This window comes from Sphingomonas sp. PAMC 26617, assembly GCF_000242835.1.
Taxonomy (GTDB): Bacteria; Pseudomonadota; Alphaproteobacteria; order Sphingomonadales; family Sphingomonadaceae; genus Sphingomonas.
Genome location: NZ_JH594426.1, coordinates 246,935 through 265,662 on the forward strand (window position 1 = coordinate 246,935; position 18,728 = coordinate 265,662).

Annotated in this window: 17 protein-coding genes and 2 pseudogenes; 3 read left to right on the forward strand and 16 right to left on the reverse strand. The window is 59.7% G+C overall.

The window, feature by feature from the left end; translation table 11 throughout:
* Window positions 1–698: 698 nt before the first annotated feature.
* The 3 genes from RH91_RS19845 to RH91_RS19855 are packed head-to-tail and all read right to left on the reverse strand — an operon-like array spanning window position 699 to window position 3,067.
* Entirely contained in the window at window positions 699–1,175 is a 477-nt protein-coding gene (locus RH91_RS19845) for an AbiV family abortive infection protein (protein ID WP_029624114.1), read from the reverse strand.
* A 33-nt stretch (window positions 1,176–1,208) separates the two neighbouring features.
* A complete protein-coding gene (locus RH91_RS19850) occupies window positions 1,209–2,450 on the reverse strand; it encodes a site-specific integrase (protein ID WP_010165099.1) in 1,242 nt (413 codons plus the stop codon).
* The gene (locus RH91_RS19855; protein WP_010165100.1) at window positions 2,447–3,067 is read right to left on the reverse strand and encodes a hypothetical protein; all 621 of its coding nucleotides are present in this window, start codon (window positions 3,065–3,067) and stop codon (window positions 2,447–2,449) included. The genes RH91_RS19850 and RH91_RS19855 overlap by 4 nt, the downstream gene beginning before the upstream one ends.
* A 122-nt stretch (window positions 3,068–3,189) precedes the next feature.
* On the opposite strand from RH91_RS19855, the gene RH91_RS19860 reads away from it, so the two are divergent.
* A complete protein-coding gene (locus RH91_RS19860; RefSeq protein ID WP_010165101.1) occupies window positions 3,190–4,281 on the forward strand; it encodes a hypothetical protein in 1,092 nt (363 codons plus the stop codon).
* Here RH91_RS19860 and RH91_RS19865 read toward each other — a convergent pair.
* The 4 genes from RH91_RS19865 to RH91_RS19885 form a co-directional block, all read right to left on the reverse strand.
* The gene (locus RH91_RS19865; RefSeq protein ID WP_010165103.1) at window positions 4,274–4,600 is read right to left on the reverse strand and encodes a WGR domain-containing protein; all 327 of its coding nucleotides are present in this window, start codon (window positions 4,598–4,600) and stop codon (window positions 4,274–4,276) included. The two genes, RH91_RS19860 and RH91_RS19865, sit on opposite strands and share 8 nt — an antisense overlap.
* 501 nt (window positions 4,601–5,101) lie before the next feature.
* On the reverse strand, window positions 5,102–5,320 hold the full coding sequence (locus RH91_RS19875; protein WP_010165107.1) for a hypothetical protein: 219 nt from the start codon (window positions 5,318–5,320) through the stop codon (window positions 5,102–5,104).
* Window positions 5,321–5,902: 582 nt separating this feature from the next.
* On the reverse strand, window positions 5,903–8,833 hold the full coding sequence (locus RH91_RS21305; RefSeq protein ID WP_198283313.1) for a PAS domain-containing protein: 2,931 nt from the start codon (window positions 8,831–8,833) through the stop codon (window positions 5,903–5,905).
* Window positions 8,834–8,909: 76 nt separating this feature from the next.
* A complete protein-coding gene (locus RH91_RS19885) occupies window positions 8,910–9,479 on the reverse strand; it encodes a recombinase family protein (RefSeq protein WP_010165109.1) in 570 nt (189 codons plus the stop codon).
* Between the two features lie 258 nt (window positions 9,480–9,737).
* On the opposite strand from RH91_RS19885, the gene RH91_RS19890 reads away from it, so the two are divergent.
* Window positions 9,738–9,968 (forward strand): hypothetical protein, encoded by a 231-nt coding sequence (locus RH91_RS19890; protein WP_029624116.1) that lies wholly within the window; start codon window positions 9,738–9,740, stop codon window positions 9,966–9,968.
* Between the two features lie 13 nt (window positions 9,969–9,981).
* On the opposite strand, the gene RH91_RS19895 is transcribed toward RH91_RS19890, so the two are convergent.
* The 5 genes and pseudogenes from RH91_RS19895 to RH91_RS19910 all read right to left on the reverse strand — a co-directional run bounded on the left by RH91_RS19895 (window position 9,982) and on the right by RH91_RS19910 (window position 13,304).
* Window positions 9,982–10,479 (reverse strand): MucR family transcriptional regulator, encoded by a 498-nt coding sequence (locus RH91_RS19895; protein WP_010165111.1) that lies wholly within the window; start codon window positions 10,477–10,479, stop codon window positions 9,982–9,984.
* Window positions 10,476–10,751 carry an HU family DNA-binding protein gene (locus RH91_RS19900; RefSeq protein WP_010165112.1) on the reverse strand — a complete coding sequence of 92 codons (276 nt, stop codon included), beginning with the start codon at window positions 10,749–10,751 and terminating at the stop codon, window positions 10,476–10,478. The genes RH91_RS19895 and RH91_RS19900 overlap by 4 nt, the downstream gene beginning before the upstream one ends.
* A 126-nt stretch (window positions 10,752–10,877) precedes the next feature.
* Window positions 10,878–11,546 (reverse strand): annotated as a pseudogene (locus RH91_RS19905) (transposase); the annotation flags it as partial.
* 350 nt (window positions 11,547–11,896) lie between these two features.
* A complete protein-coding gene (locus RH91_RS21895; protein WP_198283314.1) occupies window positions 11,897–12,682 on the reverse strand; it encodes a Crp/Fnr family transcriptional regulator in 786 nt (261 codons plus the stop codon).
* A gap of 88 nt (window positions 12,683–12,770) precedes the next feature.
* Entirely contained in the window at window positions 12,771–13,304 is a 534-nt protein-coding gene (locus RH91_RS19910) for a PRC-barrel domain-containing protein (protein ID WP_232283620.1), read from the reverse strand.
* 352 nt (window positions 13,305–13,656) lie between these two features.
* Here RH91_RS19910 and RH91_RS21900 point away from each other — a divergent pair.
* A pseudogene (locus tag RH91_RS21900) lies at window positions 13,657–13,908 on the forward strand (integrase core domain-containing protein); the annotation flags it as partial.
* A gap of 264 nt (window positions 13,909–14,172) precedes the next feature.
* On the opposite strand, the gene RH91_RS21905 reads toward RH91_RS21900, so the two are convergent.
* The 4 genes from RH91_RS21905 to RH91_RS19930 form a co-directional block, all read right to left on the reverse strand.
* Window positions 14,173–14,559: a response regulator transcription factor gene (locus RH91_RS21905; RefSeq protein WP_157137048.1), complete on the reverse strand. Its 387-nt coding sequence runs from the start codon at window positions 14,557–14,559 to the stop codon at window positions 14,173–14,175.
* A 46-nt stretch (window positions 14,560–14,605) separates the two neighbouring features.
* Window positions 14,606–15,016 (reverse strand): response regulator transcription factor, encoded by a 411-nt coding sequence (locus RH91_RS19920; protein WP_037479843.1) that lies wholly within the window; start codon window positions 15,014–15,016, stop codon window positions 14,606–14,608.
* A gap of 11 nt (window positions 15,017–15,027) precedes the next feature.
* Window positions 15,028–17,574, reverse strand: coding sequence for a hybrid sensor histidine kinase/response regulator (locus RH91_RS19925; RefSeq protein WP_081469598.1), 2,547 nt, complete (start codon window positions 17,572–17,574; stop codon window positions 15,028–15,030).
* Between the two features lie 487 nt (window positions 17,575–18,061).
* A partial coding sequence (locus RH91_RS19930; protein ID WP_010165124.1) for a transposase occupies window positions 18,062–18,728 on the reverse strand: 667 nt, incomplete at its 5' end.

Below are 18,728 nucleotides of genomic sequence, written 5' to 3' on the forward strand. Positions count from 1 at the left end.
CCTTGGAATTGGCGTCGGGCTACCGAACAACACATCGCAGAGGCGGCTTAGAGCGCGGCCTTCAGACCACGCTTACGTTGATCCAGGCCTGACGATGAAGAGGGCCCGGATCGGGGTCCAGTTGATTGGGTACAGTAACACGTGCTCGGGGCGGATAGGCATCAGGCCTCCCCTTCCGAAGCGTCAGATTGTGGAGTGCCCCGCGGTATAGGGCCGAGCCGCAGCGTCAATGCTCGGTAGAGCGTCGCATGATGGCATTTGAGCAGCTTGGCAGCCTCCCGCACGGACGTGCCCTCGCTCACCAGCCGCTTACCAGCCGCTCACCTAGCGCGATTTGATTGGGGGTGAGCTTGGGCGGACGGCCGAAGCGGATTCCCCCGACGTTGGGCATCCGGCGAGCGATTTGAGGCGCAGCTTCGGGCCACGCTCGGCGATGCCGCGTTCTGGTCGGGCCTGCGTCGCTACACCCGTGATCATGCGGGCGGCACGGTTACGAGCATCGATCTGGAGCGAGCGATGCAGGCATCAAGCGGCCAGGCCTTGCATTTGCTGTTCACCGAATGGGTGTTTGGTGACGGCCTTTCGGATCGGCAGCGGGAATAGCCGGTGGCGTGAGGTTTCCCGCTTCCTGATCCTGATCCTGATCCTGATCCTGATCGGGACGGTCGGGGCGCTTAGCGTACGATTTCGAACATCCTCTAGCTGGTCCCCTTGTCATATTGCGGGTCCTCCGCCCACGACCAGTTGTTAGCTGTCCAGCGACCAATTTTCTCATACCGAAGGATTTCGATTGCGCTTCCAACGTCGTTTGGAAAATCCGCCCCAAGCGAGGCGTCCAGCGCTATGATCGCTTTTAGCTCATCTAACTCCCAATGCATGATCATATAATCGATGATCATCCCAACCAAGTGTTTGCACGCATGATCGTTGAGAGCCCTGCGGACAGCCGCAGTAAGCGATACGATTTGTTCCCTGATCAGATAAAGCAGGAAGGCCTTGGCAGCCTCTTTCTGGGCGATGACCAGAAGATAGTAGCGGGTAGCCAGCAGCGAGCGCAATTCCAGGTCGTAAGTCTTCTCGTGGAGACGCTGAGCGTTTTCGATGCAGGCATTTATCGCCTCGTCGATCTTGGCACGCATTTTCTCGGCAGATAGCGGCACGCCTATCTCCGTCATGGATGTCATTCTCGTCAAATGTGCTGCAGAACATCACCGGCGGACTTGGCTTAGCACTCGCGAGGCTGAATTGCTCCGGACGGCGAGCTTCCGGCCATAACGCAGCGCCGTCGCCGGCGACGACCAACGAAGGGTGAGCGCAATGCCCGCGCCGTCCTCACCGGCTGCAAAGAGATCCTGCGTGAGCCCGACCCGGAGGGAATGTGTCGACAGCGCTGCAATGGCATCGTGCAGCTTCGATCCAGCGATGTCGACCAATCCAGCATCAGCCGCCGCCAGCGCGATGCGACGGTAGATGGCGCAGACGCCTTGCCTGGTGAGGGGGGTCTCGCCGATCGTGTAGGTCACCTGTGCCTGTGTCGCCGGGGCCCCGCGGAGCCGCTCCTGCCAATGCCGCGTGTTCCCCGGAATCGCATGGTACGGCTGCGGCGGCACGGCGGCGCGGGCGCGGCGCCGATCGATCCCGACCCGGCGAAACAGCGGGCCGTCCTCAATGCCGCTCTGCACCAGCCAGACCTGCACCCGCCGCATCGTCTCGCCCGAGAGCCACGCCCAGCTTCCCGCGCCTTCTTGATCGGTCTTCGAGCGAGGAATGGCGAGCAGCCCTGAGCCATCCGCCTGCGGTTCGAGATGATCGACCGCGGCGGCGGTGAGTTCGCTGACCCGTAGGCCGGCATCATAGCCGAGCGACAAGAGCGCAGCGTCGCGCAGACCCTGAGCATCACCGCCACACGCATCGAGCAGCGCGGTGATCGTAAACCCTTTGACCTCGCCACGTTCGTCGAGCGCGCCGCCGTACCGCAGCGGCGCCGCCTGGCGCTGGACAGCGCCCTTTCGGCGGCGGTTCGCGCGGAGAGCATTGCGCACCATGGGATGGTCGGTCGGCAAACCCTCCTTCTCACCGATTCCAACCAGTCGGTGGGCACTCGCTAGCGTCGCCATCCGCCGCGACAGCGTCGCGGGCTTCCGACCCTTTGCCTCAAGGTGACGAAGATAGCGGACTAGATCCTCAGGATCGGCGGGGAAGGGCGCGCGTCGGTCCTCCGCGCACCAGGCGATGAAGCAATCAAGATCGGCGGCGATTGCAGCCTTGGTCGCATCAGCCATTGCCTCGAGCGCCGTCTCGACGCCGAGCGCGCTCACCGGCGGAAAGTCCGGGGGCAGTGCGGCCGCGATCGTGCGCAGCAGCCGGGCGTCGACCGGCTCGGCTGAGCCGCCCCTGCGTCGTTGCGGAAGCGCGGAATCGTCAAGCTGGTGTATGACGATCTCGTTCATGCGATTTCATCCATGACCGGCGTCACGATTTCATGCGGCATCACTTGTCCGCAATGCGGACACCGTCGGGCGTCGCGAGCACTGGCACCCTCATCCCATCGTCTGATGAGCGCGCGCAGCTGACCGGTGACCCGGTCGCGGCTTTCGTCCCAAGCCGCCTTAGCGGCGTAACCGACCATCAAGATCCAGAATCCAATGAAAGTGCCGGCGGTGATGTTGTCGCTGCGCGACAGTTGATGCAGAGCGCTGAGCGCGCTCCGCATGTCATCAAGAGAAGCGCTCACGGCATAGAGAGAGACGAGCGTGAGCACCGCCAGCCAGATTGGCCCGAGATGCTCGCGGTCGAGCAACACGCGAGCCATGCCGCCGATCGCCACCGACAGGCCCAGCGTTAGAGCGGCGGTGGCGATCAACAACGGCCGGCCACACGGGCTGAGTTGGAGCACGCCCGCTGCGGCAACGCCGCACCCGTGGGTGATGGCGAGGAACAGCTGCAGCGGAACGCCGACCAGCGCGACCAAGCCGCCGACGTAAACGAGCGAGATCATCGCAGCGAAGAAGCCGCGTCGCGCATGCGGTTGAACGCGATCGCGAACTCTCAACCAGCGCTGCCACATTCTCGCAAATCCCTTATTCTTCGCCGGTATTCTTACCATAAGCATCGATTATGGCAAGTGCATAATGAGCGAGTAGGGGGGTGCCTAGTGATTTCTTAATCACTAGTGTAAGCTCCGTCGGCATGGATGAGCCCACCGATTTTTGCCGCTATGGTCTGGCGCTCGGACGCGCCGAGGCGGGCTGGCGATTTGCCTCGCCGACTTTGCGAAAAGCCGCAGCATTGACCGCTGTGTCGACGGCTTGGAAGGCATATCGCCGTGACGCCGGCGCCGGCGAGATTGGCCCGGCGCACGCGACAAATGCCGCCATGCCGCTGCTGCGCACAGAGGATCCTCGTCGAGAAGCAGTGCTACTGTGGCTCGCCGATCATGGCGCGCCACCGATCGCCGAGGCCGCCGCCACGATCGCGACGATGGTCGCCGCCACGGAGCGGTTTGGCTCCGAACAACTCCATATGCTCGCGCGCGCGGGTGATGCGCTCGCCGAGGCCGGATGGGCGCGCGGGTCCGCGGTGCTTGGCGATCGAGACCTCGAAGGTTCGGCCATGCAACCCCTGGGTTCGCTCGCAACCGCAATCGAGCGTCTGCGCGGCGATGCCGATTTTGTCGAAGGCCAAGGCAGTGAGGTTCGCCACGCGCTCCCGCGCGGCACGCTGAATCATTATGTCGCCGCGGAGCCTGCCGGCTGCTGGGCGCTGAATCTTGCCCTGCTGACCTCGAGCGTGCAGCCGTCCCTCGCACTGCCGTCAGCTGGCCTAGTAACCCGCGCGCTGTTTCGGGCTGATCTTGAGGCAGACGAGATCAAGACGCAGCTTATCGAGAACGCGGGAGCTACGTGCAATCGGACCTATGCGACTTTAATTCGGACGGCCGAGCAACTCGCTCGGGGGCGCGACGCTCTCGCTCATTTGTCGCGGAACGCCCGTGCACGGGACGCTTGGCTGCTAGTCGCCGCGCTCGGCGCATGTACGCGCGCGCAGCTGCGAAGGGCGCTTGGCGTGTCCCGGGCTGGCGCGGATATTCAAGCACATGCGCTTGCCGATGCGGGGCTGGTCGCGCTTGGCGCTGGGGGTTTGGTTACATGGAGTGAATTCTCAGCGTCTGCGCCTGGGGCGCCGGCGCCGATCGATCAGGGCCCGCTTGCCAATGCAGTCTCGGATCTCGACGCGAGCATGGCCGAGATTGATCGGCTGCTAGCTCGCGCCGCTACCTGAAATCGTTGGCTGCCAGCGGCTTGCTCGGCGAAGTGGCGTCGCTACCGACGCGGCAATAGCCAACTCCGATCCGTCGCGGGGCACTCGCCCGCTTTGCCAGCGCGCGCTGGATGAACCGTGATGCCGCGGCCTCGCTCTCGAAGGAGACAGTCAAACCTGCAAGGCGTTTACCAATGCGGCCCCATCGCAGGGCTACTATGACATGGCCGAATAAATCTCGCGTTGCGTCGATCTGGTAGGCCCGCGCGATGTTACGGCGTTCGTCGACCGCTTCCAGCTCGCACCGGTGGTCGATCAGCTGAGTGGGATATTCGAACATGACGGGAACATGGCAGCGGACAGGCGACGGCGTCCAACCGGGAATTTGAATCAGTCTTGGGTGGGTGATTCACGCAGGCGATATTTCCGATACGATCACGGCGACTGCACTATCCACTACAGCGGCCTAGCCAGAACGAGGTTCCCTGGCGTGCGCATTGACGTCTGCCCTGATTACAAAAGCCTCCGCCGCCTCCGCCATCTCGTCCCAGCGCATCGCGGAGCGCTCGCGCTGCTGGCGGCGCTGCGGCAAGGATTCGCTTAGGGCGGCTGCCCACTCTGCGTCTGCCAGCTGGCGGAGCCTCTGAGCGTTGTTGTTCGATGGCTCGCTGCGGGTTAAAGACTTGTTTCGGTCCGGATGCCAGCCGCCCATGTGTCCCATTCCTATCCGATCGCAGCCATTGGTAGCAGCGTGCTGGGAAATCCTAAACGACGGGTGCCCGATCGAAAAGAGCAGGCAGTGGATTGTGCGTCATAAGGCAACGAAACCGGATCCAACGCATCACGTGGGGCGGTCGGCGAGTTCCCCTTCGAGGTCCAGGATTGCGGCCTCAAGCGCCAGCAATTGTGAACCTTCAAGATCCTTATGCGCGCGCCGCGCCTCCTGAAGCAGCTCCGTCCAGTAGCTCAGCGTGTCTCTGTATACAGGATGCCCACGCAGCCGTCGAGCGTTCGTGACCGCGTTCTCAACGTTCTCAAGGATCGATCCGGATAAATTCATCGGGCGCAATTAGGTCTCGCACTCGCAAAAGGGAAGAATTCATTGCGAGCCGATTATGCTGGTGGCGCTCCAACGACATTTCGAGCCCAGCGCATACTGGCACGCTTCTGCTTCTTGAACGCATCTCCCATACAAGTTGCGCATTGGGACATTGCGCGCACATAAAATACGTCAAAGAAGCGATGTTAGCGATACCGGGTAGAGTCGTAAGCTCCGTACAATATTGAAATGCGTTGCGAGGCTACGTGCATGTAGTATTTCTCAAACCGGCCCGCGTCCCATCGCGTCGTGTAATTTTGGCGGAGTAACCACATCGGTGTCCGGTACGGCCGGGCCGGCCATGCTGCCATCCATCGCAACGTCACGGCAGCCTATTTAAATATGCTGCCGCCGTGGTCACTAAAGGAACTAAATGATCGCCAGATACTCGCTTCCGAACCAATTATAGAAACCGTGTGCCCTCACACGATCTAGACTCGAATAGTTGACGATACGATCGTATTAGCTGATCCGTAACCAACGATAATTGGTCTCTAGACAACTTCGGTAAAGCACGTAAAAACGGCTTCGCGTTCGGGAAGGTTATCGATCGAGGACTGTTCGCACCCGCGCCGCCAGCTCCTCAATGGTGAACGGCTTCCCGATTAGCTCGACGCCAGCATCAACGACGCCGTTATGGACCACGGCATTGCGCGTGTATCCGGTGGTAAACAGGATCGGCACATCTGGTCGCTTTTCGCGCGCCAGTTTGGCGAGCTGCGCGCCATTCATCTCGGGCATCATGATGTCGGTAAAGATCAGCGCGATCTCAGGGTTTGCATCGAGAAGCTGTAGCGCAGCCTTGGCGCTGTCGGCCTCAACGACGCGGTAGCCGAGCTCGGTCAGCGCATCGCAGCTCAACTGCCGGACAGATGGCTCGTCCTCGACAACGAGGATGAGTTCATGGCGCTCGCCGAGCGGTAGGTCGGCCTCGGTCTCGGCTTTATCGCTTGATGACTTGTGCCCGATCAGGCGCGGCAGGTAGAGTTTGACGGTCGAGCCCTGCCCGAGTTCGGAATAAATCCTCACATGGCCGCCCGACTGCTTGATGAAGCCGTAGACCTGGCTGAGCCCAAGTCCCGTGCCCTTGCCAACCTCCTTCGTTGTGAAGAATGGGTCGAACGCCTTGTCAATCACCTCTTGAGGCATGCCGGTTCCGGAGTCCGTAACAGCGATCAGGACATATTGCCCGGGTACGATGCCGATCTCGTCGGCAGCATACCGGCTGTCGAGGTGAGCGTTCTGCGTCTCGACGGTCATCTTGCCCCCGCTCGGCATGGCATCGCGGCCGTTGATTGCAAGATTGAGCACCACGTTCTCGAGCTGATTAGGATCAGCGTGCACTGGCCAAAGACCACCGGCGAGCACGGTCTCGAGCTGCACCGTACCACCAAGTGAGTGCATCAGCAGGTCCGACATGCCGGTGACGAGCCGATTGACGTCGATCGGCTCAGGTTTCAGTGGTTGCTGGTGCGAAAAGGCAAGCAGCCGCTGCGTCAGGTTCGCGGCGCGTTTCGCCCCTTCGGTTGCCGCGTCGATGTAGCGCTTCGCGCGCGCATCGTCGGTCGCCATGCGCCGGGTCAACAGGTCGAGCGACCCCATCACGACCGCGAGCATATTGTTGAAGTCATGTGCGATGCCGCCGGTCAGTTGCCCAACCGCTTCCATCTTCTGCGATTGGCGCAGCGCTTCTTCGGTTCTGAGCAGTTCAGCACTGCGTTCTTCGACGCGCTGTTCGAGCGTTGCGTTTAATTCGTGCAGCTTCCTCTCGGCGGTAGCACGTTGCAGAGCGTCCCAAGTGCGCTCGGCGACCTGTTCGACGAGCGAAACCTCGTCGGCGGACCACGCCCGCGGGTCTTTGTGGTTGACGTATATGCCGGCCAGTAGTCGTCCACCGCGCACGAGCGGCACGGCCATCGCTGCGCGCGTTTCGATTGTGGTGAAGTCGGCGTCGCGCGTTCGCGGATCAAGCGTGACGTCGGCATAGGCCGTCGTACGGCCTGCACGAAGATCGGCGACATTGCCGACACCGAAAGCCTCGACCGGGTACGTGCCGATCAAGTTTTCCACGCCATCGGTGTAGTCGACCTCATAAACCACATGCCGCTCGTCGGGCGTCAGTTCGCCGAACCCGACCCTGCTGACGCCGAGATGCTTGCCGAGCAGCTCGACCGCCGTCCGCACGATCTCGCGGGGCTCGTCGAGCAGTCGCGTGCGGTCGGCGAGTTCAAGGAACAGCGCTTGCCTCAGTTCGGCGCGCCGCTCGCGGTCCACATCGAGCGAGGCGACGACGCCGCCTGTAATATTGCCCGCATCGTCGACGATCGGCGTCGCGACGAAACGGACGTAGGCTAGGCCTCGATCTCCCCTTTGATAGAGTACGTCGAGTTCCGCCCGTGTTTCTGCGCCCGTGATGACGCGGGCGAGCGGGTATTCGTACCCCTCAACCTGTCGACCATCGCCATGAAAACTGACCCATTCACCGTAGTGAGCGACATCCGTTGAATGATAGATTGCATGCCCTAGGATTTCCTCGGCCCGCGCGTTCCCTCCAATAATTTTGCCAACCGGGGCTTCGGCGAAAACAAGCCCGACGGGGGACGCCTCGAGGACAGCACGCATGCGGGCTTCGCCTGCCCGCATCTCGGCCTCGGCGCGCTTGCGGTCCCCGATGTCGCGGTAGAACACCGCAACGCCCTCAGGGTGTGGAAAGGCGCGGACTTCCATCCAAGCCGAGCCGCCATGGTGCCACTCGTATTTGAACTCTGCGGTCTCGGGGACGCCGGTGCGTGCAACCCGCTTGTAAAGCTCGCCATATGACGAGTCCTCGCTGCCGGGCCACACCTCCCAGTGCGATCGCCCCACAATGTCGTCGCGGCCACGCTGATCAAACCTAAGCCCTTCTGCATTGATGTCGAGCACGCGGAACTCGTGGTCGAGGAGTGCGAACCCCTCGTTCATGCTGGCGAGCACGCTCCGACCGCGCCCCTGCACGACATTCAGCCGGTCTTCGACGATGTATTGTGCCGAGACATCGGTGTTGACGCCGAACCAGCGCACAACATCGCCAGTCGCGTCGCGCACCGGCTGAATTCGCGTTAGGAACGGGCGTAACATGCCGTCGGCGCCACGCAGCGGAAACGTCATCTCGAACGGTTCGCCGGTCGCGATCGAATGCGTCCACTCCGCCATGACCGCATCGAGCTTTGCCGGGTCGTGAACCGACTGCCAGCCCCAGCCTTCCATCTGCTCGGGCGTCGAACCGCAGTATTCGTGCCAGCGCCGGTTGTACCAGAAGATGAAGCCGTCGCCGTCGGCGATCCAGCACAATGTCGGGATGTTGTCGGCGAGCAGGCGGAAAGCTGTGTCGTCGATAGAGGCGCCCGTGCTCGGAGAGACGATATAAGGCAAAGCCGCAGGAGCCCGCCAATAACTGCTTCCAAAATCTGCGTTACTGCCCTGTGACTTGTTCAATGCCCCGCCCCTGTTCCTTGGTAATTGCTCCAACACCGCGCTTCGCTCTCCGCGGGAAGGTTTTTTCCGATCGAGGTCAGCTACTGCGCTGCACCCCGGCTGCCGCCATTTCGCGATACACCGTTGCGCGCACGAGCCCGAGCTGTCGCGCGGCGTCGGCGGGAGATACCCCGTTAGCGACCAGTTTGAGCGCCGACCCAGCTTTTCCAGGATCGAGCGGCCTGCGCCCAAGCAGTTTGCCCTTCGCACGCGCCGCGGCGATGCCGTCCTTGATGCGTTCGGCGATCAGCCGTCGCTCGAAATGTGCGATCGCGCCGAAGACATGAAACGCTAGTTCGCCGGCGGCCGACGAGGTGTCGATCTTTTCGTCGAGACTAAGCAGCGCGATGCCACGGTCGTTTAACGCGGTGACGATCGTGAGCAGCTCACCGAGCGAACGGCTAAGCCGATTAAGCCGCACGACGGTGAGTGTGCCGCCAGGTCGCGCATAGCCGAGCAACTCGGTTAGCCCGGGGCGGTCCATCGACTTGCCCGAGCGTACGTCGGTGAAGACCTTGGTCGCCCCCGCCTGTTCGAGGCGCATCGTCTGACCCGCGACGTCCTGATTGCCGATGCTCACTCGTGCATAGGCCAAAATGCCACTCAACTTGCCGTCTCCCAAACGGACGTTCGCTGGACGCCCCGGTCTGAGGGCGAAAAACACTCGGAAACCCCGTCCACAGAATTCGTCCTAGAATGCCGGATCGTCTATCAAATACCCACCCCCTTTTTGGACGGGCTTATCTTTGTCGAACGAAGGATCATCGCGCTGCCCTCCCCATGACTGTAACCAGTTGCCAGCCATGAAAGCCGCCATCGCCACGTCATGAAAAATGGCGTAGACACGGGCCAGGAGGATCAGCCAATGCGCTCGATAAATCCCTTGTTCGAGAATGCGGTGATCGATTGCGTAGCGACCGATCGGCAGCCGAGCGTCCAGGAACTGTTTCGTGTCGCGCAGCGAATCTGGTCGGACGGCGCTGCCGACCGTTCGGCCTTCCGCTGGGGTCGTCTTGCACCCACCGATACCGAAAAGCTGCTCGCCCTGCGCGCCGCCCAGATTGCTTTGTCCGGGTCAGTCGCGCGGAACGAGTAACGGCAATGCCGGCTTATTCGGTGATCGACGGCAACTTCAATTTGCGCCGCTGCGGCGGGCTTGGCTCTTGCGCCGTCGCTCGTGGCCCGGGCTTCCGCCCCAGCCCAATCTTTTTTGCCAGGGCGCGCCGCGTTTCCGAATAACTCTCGGCCACTATCGGGTAATCGGCTTTAAGGTTGTAGCGGTCCCGATATTGTTCAGGTGTAAGCCCATGTCCGCTCAGATGGCGCCGCAGCATCTTATACGGCTTGCCATCGATCAAGGAGATGATGTGATCCTTCGACGCCAGCGATTTACGCACCGTTACCGCAGGCGTGAACTGCCCGGGTGCAGCCTCCACAGCCGACGAGTTTGGTTGGTCGATCAACCCAGCGACGCTGTCGCGCATCCGGCTGAGAAATACCGGCACGTCCTCAGCCGCGGCGCGCGTGTTGGGATTGCTTAGCCACGCGATCGTCAGTGCTGCTGCGAGTTCGATCGCATTGGGGCTGGTCTCTGTTTCTGTCGTCACGAGGAAATCTTGTCCTTGAGCGTCTTTGCCGGTGTGAACACCACCTTGGTCGACGCAGCGATCTCCATCGCCTCGCCGGTCCGCGGATTGCGACCAGCCCGAGCGGCTCTGGCCTTGCTGGAGAACTTGCCAAATCCGGGCAGCGACACGTCCTCGCCCCGCGCGACCGCATCACCGATATCGCCGAACACGCGGTCGATTAGCGCTCGAGCCTTGGAGGCACTCATATTGCTTCCCTCGGCAATGCCTTTTACAAGATCGTCCAGCTTCATCAAAGATCTCCCCTTAAAGATGCACCGGGATAATCGTTACCGGCTCGAGCGCAACAGTTCATCCCCTTTTCGGGGTAAAGCGAGCAAGATGCAGCGGGTCCGGTGATGCGGTTGCGTTATCGCCTAGGCGTAGCATGCCGGTCCGTGCTTGCAGGTGAGCGCCGCCTCCGCATCGGTCGGCGAGATGCTGGTCGGATCGACGGGGGGCCCGTTCGTCGAGACTTGGCGGCAATGCGGCATCAAGCCCCGCGAGATACTCAGGGACGGGACGCAGTACGATGTCCCTTGCACGAAGTTCGTTGGCAGCGTCGGTGCCCTTCAGCTTCTTCTCTCTGCTGGCGTCGGCCATGATTGTGCTGCCGTCCACCGCCACGTAGCGCCCCGCCACCAGCCCGGGCATGGCGCATCGTGCGACCACCTGCTCGAACAGCAGGCGATGGAGGTCACAGGCACGAAACCGACCATGCCGGTTCTTGAAGAAGGTGGATTGGTCGGCACCCGATCGGCCAGATCGACTCGGCAGAACCAACGATAGGCGAAGTTGAGGGGTACCTCCTCGCATAGGCGTCGATCCGAACGAATGCCGAACAAGTAGCCGATCAGCAGCATCCTGAGCATCAACTCCGGATCGATCGCAGGTCGCCCGATCGCGCTATAGCTCGCCGCCAGCGCCTCACGCACGAAGCCGAAGTCGACCACACCGTCGATACGCCGGAGCAGGTGGTCAGCCCACACATGATCGTCGAGCCGGAAACCGTAAAACAGCGTGCCTTGCGCTACCTGCCGTCCCATCATTTCCATGATCCCTAGCCGTTTGGCAGGGGTGAATCACGCATCGATGGTTGTCGCAAGCACACGCTTTTTAACAGTCTCGGCCGTTTTAGATACTATCGCGCCGTCCGATGTAATTGGCTGTGTTCTTTATCTTCCGTGACAAACAATGGGGAAGAAACTTTGTCGTTTTGGTCGGATTTGTAGAACACGGCGCCTTTCCGTTAAGCGCTGAGATCTTGAGATGGACGGCTCGCGCATCAGTTCTTACCATTTCGGTCTGAAGACTCTGCTGTTAAGCCCGCTTGCAATAATACTACTTGTTTCCCATCAATTGTCACCAGAAGTAAATATCAGGATAAATCAACATCCAGCTAAAGGCGGTTATGGCTATCCATGCTTGGTTGGCGCGACGGAGATGCATGTTCTTGGAGCTTAGGATCCCGATAATCACGATCGTTTTTTATCGTCGTCAGGCGGTAACCCGATATGTGGGCTAGACGGTTGAAATCTGGCAAGCCTAGGTACCGCCCCTTGAGATCAATTAGCCCGTCCTCGCGAAGACATCGCATCATGCGATTTACATGAACGGCAGTAAGACCGATGGCGTCCGCGACATCGGCTTGAGTTGCTGGAAATTCCAGGCAACCGCCTTCCACTAAGCCGACCGCAGCTGCCCGAGACCAAAGATCGCACAACAAATAGCCGAGACGCTGGGCAGCACCTCGCCGGCCCAAGTTGGTGATCGACGCACGCAATTGAGACTCATCCGCGAAATGTGCCGCTTGTACGGCCTGCGCAATATTCGGGTGTGCCGCAAACAAGTGCGTTAAACTATCTAGCTTAATTTGTACGACCGTGATCGGAGACAAAGCAACAATGGTATGATCCATCGGGGCGTCTGAAAGCAAATTTAGGTGGCAAAAGTCACCGGGCAGCAAAAATCCAATAATCTGTCTGCTGCCGTTTTTTACAACAGTGTAGCGAATGGCCCAGCCTGACAGAATGGCTAACGCAAAATCCGGTTTTTCGCCGACTTTTACGATATCTTTGTGGGGAAAATGGGGTCGTGCGGCGTGGGCCAACCTACTCAATGCCGCAGCATCGTCAGAACTCATCATCTTTAACCGATGAAGTTTACGCGTGACCGCGTTGATCATTTCGTTTCGCCTCCGGCGCAGGAGCATGGATTAGCGGTATTGGTTCCGGCAGAGAATCTTCAGCAACCGGTGCCGCTCAACTCCGTCCTCAATTCTGCGCGACATGCTTATCGAGCGCAGCAGGCCAATTGTCATGAGCTAGCACGGGTAGCTGGCTAAGTTCCGCAGCATCGAGGTCGCACGCAATGCCGTCGCCGAAGCGGACACGGTTAGGATCGAGCGCGTGCAGTCGCTCGCCAATCCCGCCGATGCCTCCTTCGCCAACCACGATATAGGCTAGTTCGGCACCATCGCATCGCATCATCCCGTCGATCACCGTTCCGATCGTGGTGCCGTCCCGGCCGGTGAGCTTGCCGCCAACCAGCGATCCTATTCCAAATAAGCTTGGAACCTTAGACACGGCGCTATGCGCCTTGGCTGCCTCGCTCCCATCTTCAAGCCGCGCCTGGCGACCCAGCCAACGCCAGATGCCCACTGCATTTACCAGGGTTAGGAAACCGTTCGTAAGTAGCAGATTTGTTTGTCCGGTGCCGATCGCTACAGCCGACCAGGCAAGCGACCCAACCGTGAAAATCACGAAGCCCCAACCCGTGACCCGACTGCCGAGATTTGCTGCGGTCATAAGCGCTGCAATTATGGTCGCAATGGGCGCGATCCAACCTGCGATTTCCTGCACTGTGGTTCCTATGCTGAAAGGCGAAAACGCCGGCACTCTCAAACCCGCGTCAAGCATCCTAGATGCGATTTGTTCCGCGCATCGTCTTGGCTGCGAGAAGTCAAAACGGGTAGAGAGTGTTGAAAAATTCGGAATGAGCAACACCGCATTAAAGTAAGCAACATCAATGTCAAAAGACGCTACCGTAGCGCACGTTCATGCCATTATAGCAAACTTTAACGAAATAATGATACATCGTCACATGTTGGTGTTGCCCCCTAAAGGCCTGACAGAGCCTCGCAACACACGCGCCTTCGCCCGGGGCATTGGACTGATGCCGCGCACGACTCCAGTCAGCAGTCCGCAATCCAACGGCATCGCGGAGGCGTTCGTCCGCACCCCCAGGCGAGATTCTATCCGCGTGAACCCTAGGCCAGATGCGGAGAGCGTTATCGACCAACTGGCTGGCTGGTTCGCCCATTATAACGAGGTGCATCCGCACCGCGCTTTGCGATATCGATTACCGCGCGAGTTCATCGCGCAAACCTGCGAGGCTCTGTCAGGCCTTTAGGGGGCAACAACGAACGCCGATTGCCCGCGCGACTTTGCGCACAGCCCCGCGTCCAAGCGGAGATTGACTATATGCGGGTGTCCAAGCCGGACAGTATGTAAACGCTGGAGCCGCGACGCGACGCGCCGCTGACGGACGACATTGATCCGTCACGCGGTTATAAGGGTATGGCATCAGATCACCACGACTTGAAAGGTTAGGATAAATAAGGACAAAGTGTCGCATATCGTAAGTACGGTCGGACGCCGTGCAAGGTTTTCTGCGTCAGTGCGCCGGCTTACGGTTGTGCTTAGCAAGCATCTGTTCCACTCGAAACACCAGCTCATCCGGATCAAAAGGCTTCCTCATGTAGTCGTCTGCGCCTTCAAAACGCGCAAGCTCCTCGTCGCTGTTACCCCGGCGTCCGGTCAGTACCAGTACGGGAATATGATTAAGTGCAATCGAGTTACGCATTTCCCGTAAAACCAAAAGACCGTTTAGCCCAGGCATATTGCAGTCTAGGATCACTAGATCGGGTTTCCGGTTCTTTATTACATTGAGCGCGTCGGTGCCATTGGCAAGTAGACCGGCGCCATGCCCAGCTGCAATCAACGCATCACAAGCGACTTCGCCAACGATCTCGTCATCATCAGCAATAATGATCCGTGCCATGTGCAGCCTCACGCTTTACCAACATGCATTATAGGTTTTTGTTGCTTTACGTATCCAACTCTGCCGCGTCGGTCACGTGTCGCGAGATCGCGACGCCGACCAGCATTGCCTCAACACGCGCCAGCAGATCATCCGGATCAAACGGCTTGGTGACATAATCATCAGCGCCGTCGATTTCGGCTATACCGCTATGTACCCGCCCATGACGCGATGTCAGCATCATAACAGGCATGTTGTCTGTGACAGGAAGCGTACGCAACTCGCGCAATATATCTCTGCCGGTCCGCCCCGGCAGCGTGTAGTCGAGAATGAGCAGGTCCGGCTTATGCATCGCTACCGCTTTAAGGGCCTCATCTCCGTGATAGACGACATCTACGCTGTGGCCAGCGCTCTTTAGCGCATCACTGACAACTTCCACAATGACATCATCGTCATCCACGAGCATGATACGCGCCATATTGTCTTTCCTCACGCTACCGCCTGAAGCGCTTCGACCGCGCTTCGGGTCTTTCCGGCCAGCTCGTCACTATTCCAGGAGAGTAAGCCCAACTCAAGCTCCTGCGCTCGCTGCCCGAGTTCAAGATCACCGAACATTCCTGCGCTTCCTGCAAGCTTGTGAAGCAGGTCCACGACATCGGCGAGTTCCGAATCCTGGAAGCGGCCACTGCGCACCAACTCACTCAGCTTATGCAACGTTTCTTCTTTGCGAACCCGGTAACGCTCGCGTACCTTCGAACTCAGCGGAGGAGCTTTCATCGGCGCAGGCGGCAGGTTTGCCCAGCGTGTCAGTGCCGCCTTAAGATCGGCCAGAAGCAGCGGCTTGGCAAGGTGGGCCTGCATTCCAGCACCGAGGCATTCAGTTACATCGTCCGCGTAAGCGTTGGCGGTGAGTGCCAGGATCGGCAATGCTGCTGCATCGAACCCGGAGGCACGAAGGCGTCTTGTCGATTCCTGCCCGTCCATCACCGGCATTTGCATATCCATCAGCACGATATCGTAGGGCGCTTTTGCCCTTACGGCATCGTTGACCATTTCAACAGCCTGTGCTCCGTTCTCAGCAATTGCGCTTTGGCAGCCCAGCTGTTTCAGCATGCCGGTAATAAGCATCTGATTAACGTCATGATCTTCGGCAACCAGCACTCGTAGGGGGCGTTGGCGGCTGAAGGTGATTGCGTCGCTTTGAACGGCAATCCCCTGATTTCGCTTGGTGCTGCGACGATCATCGACCAGCAGGAGAGGCAACGTGAACAAGACGGTCGTGCCAACGCCCGGTTCACTTTCGAGCTTGATCTCACCTCCCATCAGGCGGGCAAGCTGTATGCAGATTGGCAGGCCAAGACCTGTTCCTCCAAACCGGGGGGCAATTCCGCTGTCGGCCTGAACGAACTGTTCAAAAACAGCGGTGTGCCGATCTGGTTCTATGCCGATCCCGGTGTCCCGCACTTCGATCGCAACCCGCAGTGGATGTACCCCATCAACGGGCCATGCGCGTAACGTGATAAGGCCTTGGCTCGTGAACTTGGCGGAATTGGCAAGCAGATTGAGGATAATCTGTCGCAAGCGAAGCCCGTCGCCGCGCACCATCACCGGCAGATTGGACGCCAACTCAAATTCGAGGCCAAGACCTTTATGCGCAACCGCCGGTGTGATCAGCTTAAGGCACGCTTTAAGCGTATGCGGCAGGTCGAAGGGCTCATTGGCGATTCTCATTTGCCCGGCTTCAACTTTGGATAAATCAAGAATGTCGTTAAGCAGTCGCATCATCGCCCGACCGGATTCGGCAATCAGTTCAGCTTGATGCCGTTGTTCGGCGGACAGGTCACCAGCAAGAATAAGGTCCGTAAATCCGATTACGCCGTTCATCGGAGTGCGTATCTCGTGGCTCATATTTGCCAGGAAGATGGACTTGGCTTTGACCGCGGCCTCTGCCCGCTCCCTTGCTCCCTCCAGCTCGAACTCCAGCGCCTTTCGCGTGGTAACGTCGCGCAACGAAGCGATGATTTCTTTAGGCATTCCCGTCAAGGGATCATGGACAACGCCCGTATTGGCTTCAAGCCAAATCCAGCTCCCGCGTTGGTCAGGCCGTTCCGCTCGGTAGGAAATGACCATGCGACCCGGTCCAGTGCCGCTCGCTAGGTCACGAAAGCAACCCTGCACGCGCTCCTCGTCATCGGGATGAAGGCGGCGAAGGATTTGCTTGCCGACCAAAAGGTCGGGGTTCAACCCGATGACATCCCGAACCGACGGCGAGGCGTAGAGGCACGATCCATCCAAAGCGAGCCGGAATACGGCGTCGGTGGCATGGGTCGCTAGTAACGCTAGCTGGCTTTCTGCCGCCTCGCGACGAGAAATGTCGCGTTCGAGCTGATCATTGGCATCGCGCAAATCTCGAAGATGTTGCCGACGATCACGTAAAACAAGCAGAGCGAGTACGATCATGAACACGATACTGGCGGTCAGCGCGATTTGATTGAGGTGCCTATATCGCGCCGCTGTCGCTTGCCGCCCTTTTAGCAGCCGCTCTTCCTCGCCATAGATCGATTTTCCGGTCGCGAGCATAAGCGCTGTCGTCTCGCGGGCGTTATCGGTGCCGACCATTCGTCCAGCCGCGTCAGTTTGTCCAGCACGCCGCAAGGCAATCGAACGGTCGCTATCGCTCAGTTTGACATCGATGATCTTGCGTAGGACGGCAACGCGTTTGGTCTGTCGCCAATTATCGATGGTTAGTTCACGAACCAACCCAATATCGGCTGGAAGCGCCTGGCGCGCCTTGATGTAGGTCGCGAGGCTCTGTGGCGTATTGAGAATCAGGAAGCCACGTCGCCCGATCTCGGCCCGCATTAGCTGCATTTGCACACGATTGAGTGCGGATTGGACAGCATAGGTATGTCGCACCCACCCCTCGGCGACGCCCTGCTGGGCTGTCAGCCACGACAGCGAGAGCGCCGAACCAATCAAAAGGAGGAAGGCAATCGCGAGCATGAAACGCGGTGGTGGACGGCGGAAATTAGGCATCAGCAAACTGCCATAGTGGACTCGCGTTCCAGCTACGACTTCTATACTTAAAATTAGGTTACTTATAAACCTCGTTACTTACGACGTGGCATGCATTTTTGAAACGTCCCCGGGACGGCTCACTCAGCTTCGGCTTGTGGTCAAGCACGTTATTGCAGGGGTGCAGACCCGCGGTCCCGCACCGGGCACGACAATTACTTTGTTTCCCGTCATCTTCTCGCGTCACCAAAACCGCTTAGCCTACACGGCTAAAGAAATTTCCACGGATCCTCGACTACCGCAAATCCACTAAGCCCCATTATTCCTGATGAAAAAATCAAACAGAGCGGGTGAAAAGTCGTGAGCAGCGGCGTAGACGGTGACGGGTTTCCTCTGCCCGAGCGCGCAAGCCGAACAAGGCGTAATCCTGTCGTCTGGCCACCCCTTGAGGCCGCCAGAAGCCGTTTACGCGAGGCCCAGCGGTTCATTGGGGCGCGAAAAGACCGGTTTACCCCCTCGCTGCGGCGATCAGGCCCGGGACACCGACCAGAGTGATGGCCCGTCTGATATTATTGGCGAGCGCGGTCAGGCTGAACTCGCCGCGTACGTTCTCGAGCCGGCGCATCAGGAACGTGCCTTGGCCTATCCACTGCTTGATGGTGCCGAAGGGATGCTCGACGCTGTTTCGCCGGTGGTCCAGCATCTCGGGCCTGGCCGCCAACCGCGCCGACATACGGTCGAGAACGGCCTCGTTCTCCAGGCGCGAGACGCGGCGGAATGAGCGAGTGCAGCGCGATCTCAGCACGCACGCCTTGCAGGCATCGCGGTTGGCATAGTCGACCTTCACATTGTCGCGTGACTTGCCCCGGTAGCTCGGCGAAAGTGCTGCCCCGGCCGGGCAAACGAAGACGTCCCAGTCAGGCTCGTAGCGGAACACGTCTTTGCCGAAGAAGCCCTCGCGCACGGCGGGACCGCGGATTGGCTTGGGCACATAAGCCGTAACCCCGGCCGCCTCGCAGGCTTCAATATCCTCGATCTTGAAGTACCCTCGGTCGGCGACGGCCTCGATCCGCTCGACGCCAAGCGCTTCCATTGCTGCGGTCGCGGTCTGCGCGAGCAGGCCCAGGTCGAGGACCTTGTTGCTCACCGCCTGCTCCGCGATCAGCTTGTGCTTC

What these genes read in the sequence shown, in the direction of transcription:
- RH91_RS19845 (WP_029624114.1), bottom strand. Translation starts at nt 1,175, where the DNA reads ATGACGGAGATAGGCGTGCCGCTATCTGCCGAGAAAATGCGTGCCAAG.
- RH91_RS19850 (WP_010165099.1), bottom strand. Translation starts at nt 2,450, where the DNA reads ATGAACGAGATCGTCATACACCAGCTTGACGATTCCGCGCTTCCGCAA.
- RH91_RS19855 (WP_010165100.1), bottom strand. Translation starts at nt 3,067, where the DNA reads ATGTGGCAGCGCTGGTTGAGAGTTCGCGATCGCGTTCAACCGCATGCG.
- RH91_RS19860 (WP_010165101.1), top strand. Translation starts at nt 3,190, where the DNA reads ATGGATGAGCCCACCGATTTTTGCCGCTATGGTCTGGCGCTCGGACGC.
- RH91_RS19865 (WP_010165103.1), bottom strand. Translation starts at nt 4,600, where the DNA reads ATGTTCGAATATCCCACTCAGCTGATCGACCACCGGTGCGAGCTGGAA.
- RH91_RS19875 (WP_010165107.1), bottom strand. Translation starts at nt 5,320, where the DNA reads ATGAATTTATCCGGATCGATCCTTGAGAACGTTGAGAACGCGGTCACG.
- RH91_RS19890 (WP_029624116.1), top strand. Translation starts at nt 9,738, where the DNA reads ATGCGCTCGATAAATCCCTTGTTCGAGAATGCGGTGATCGATTGCGTA.
- RH91_RS19900 (WP_010165112.1), bottom strand. Translation starts at nt 10,751, where the DNA reads ATGAAGCTGGACGATCTTGTAAAAGGCATTGCCGAGGGAAGCAATATG.
- RH91_RS21895 (WP_198283314.1), bottom strand. Translation starts at nt 12,682, where the DNA reads ATGATCAACGCGGTCACGCGTAAACTTCATCGGTTAAAGATGATGAGT.
- RH91_RS19910 (WP_232283620.1), bottom strand. Translation starts at nt 13,304, where the DNA reads ATGACCGCAGCAAATCTCGGCAGTCGGGTCACGGGTTGGGGCTTCGTG.
- RH91_RS21905 (WP_157137048.1), bottom strand. Translation starts at nt 14,559, where the DNA reads ATGGCACGGATCATTATTGCTGATGATGACGAGATCGTTGGCGAAGTC.
- RH91_RS19920 (WP_037479843.1), bottom strand. Translation starts at nt 15,016, where the DNA reads ATGGCGCGTATCATGCTCGTGGATGACGATGATGTCATTGTGGAAGTT.
- RH91_RS19925 (WP_081469598.1), bottom strand. Translation starts at nt 17,574, where the DNA reads ATGCCTAATTTCCGCCGTCCACCACCGCGTTTCATGCTCGCGATTGCC.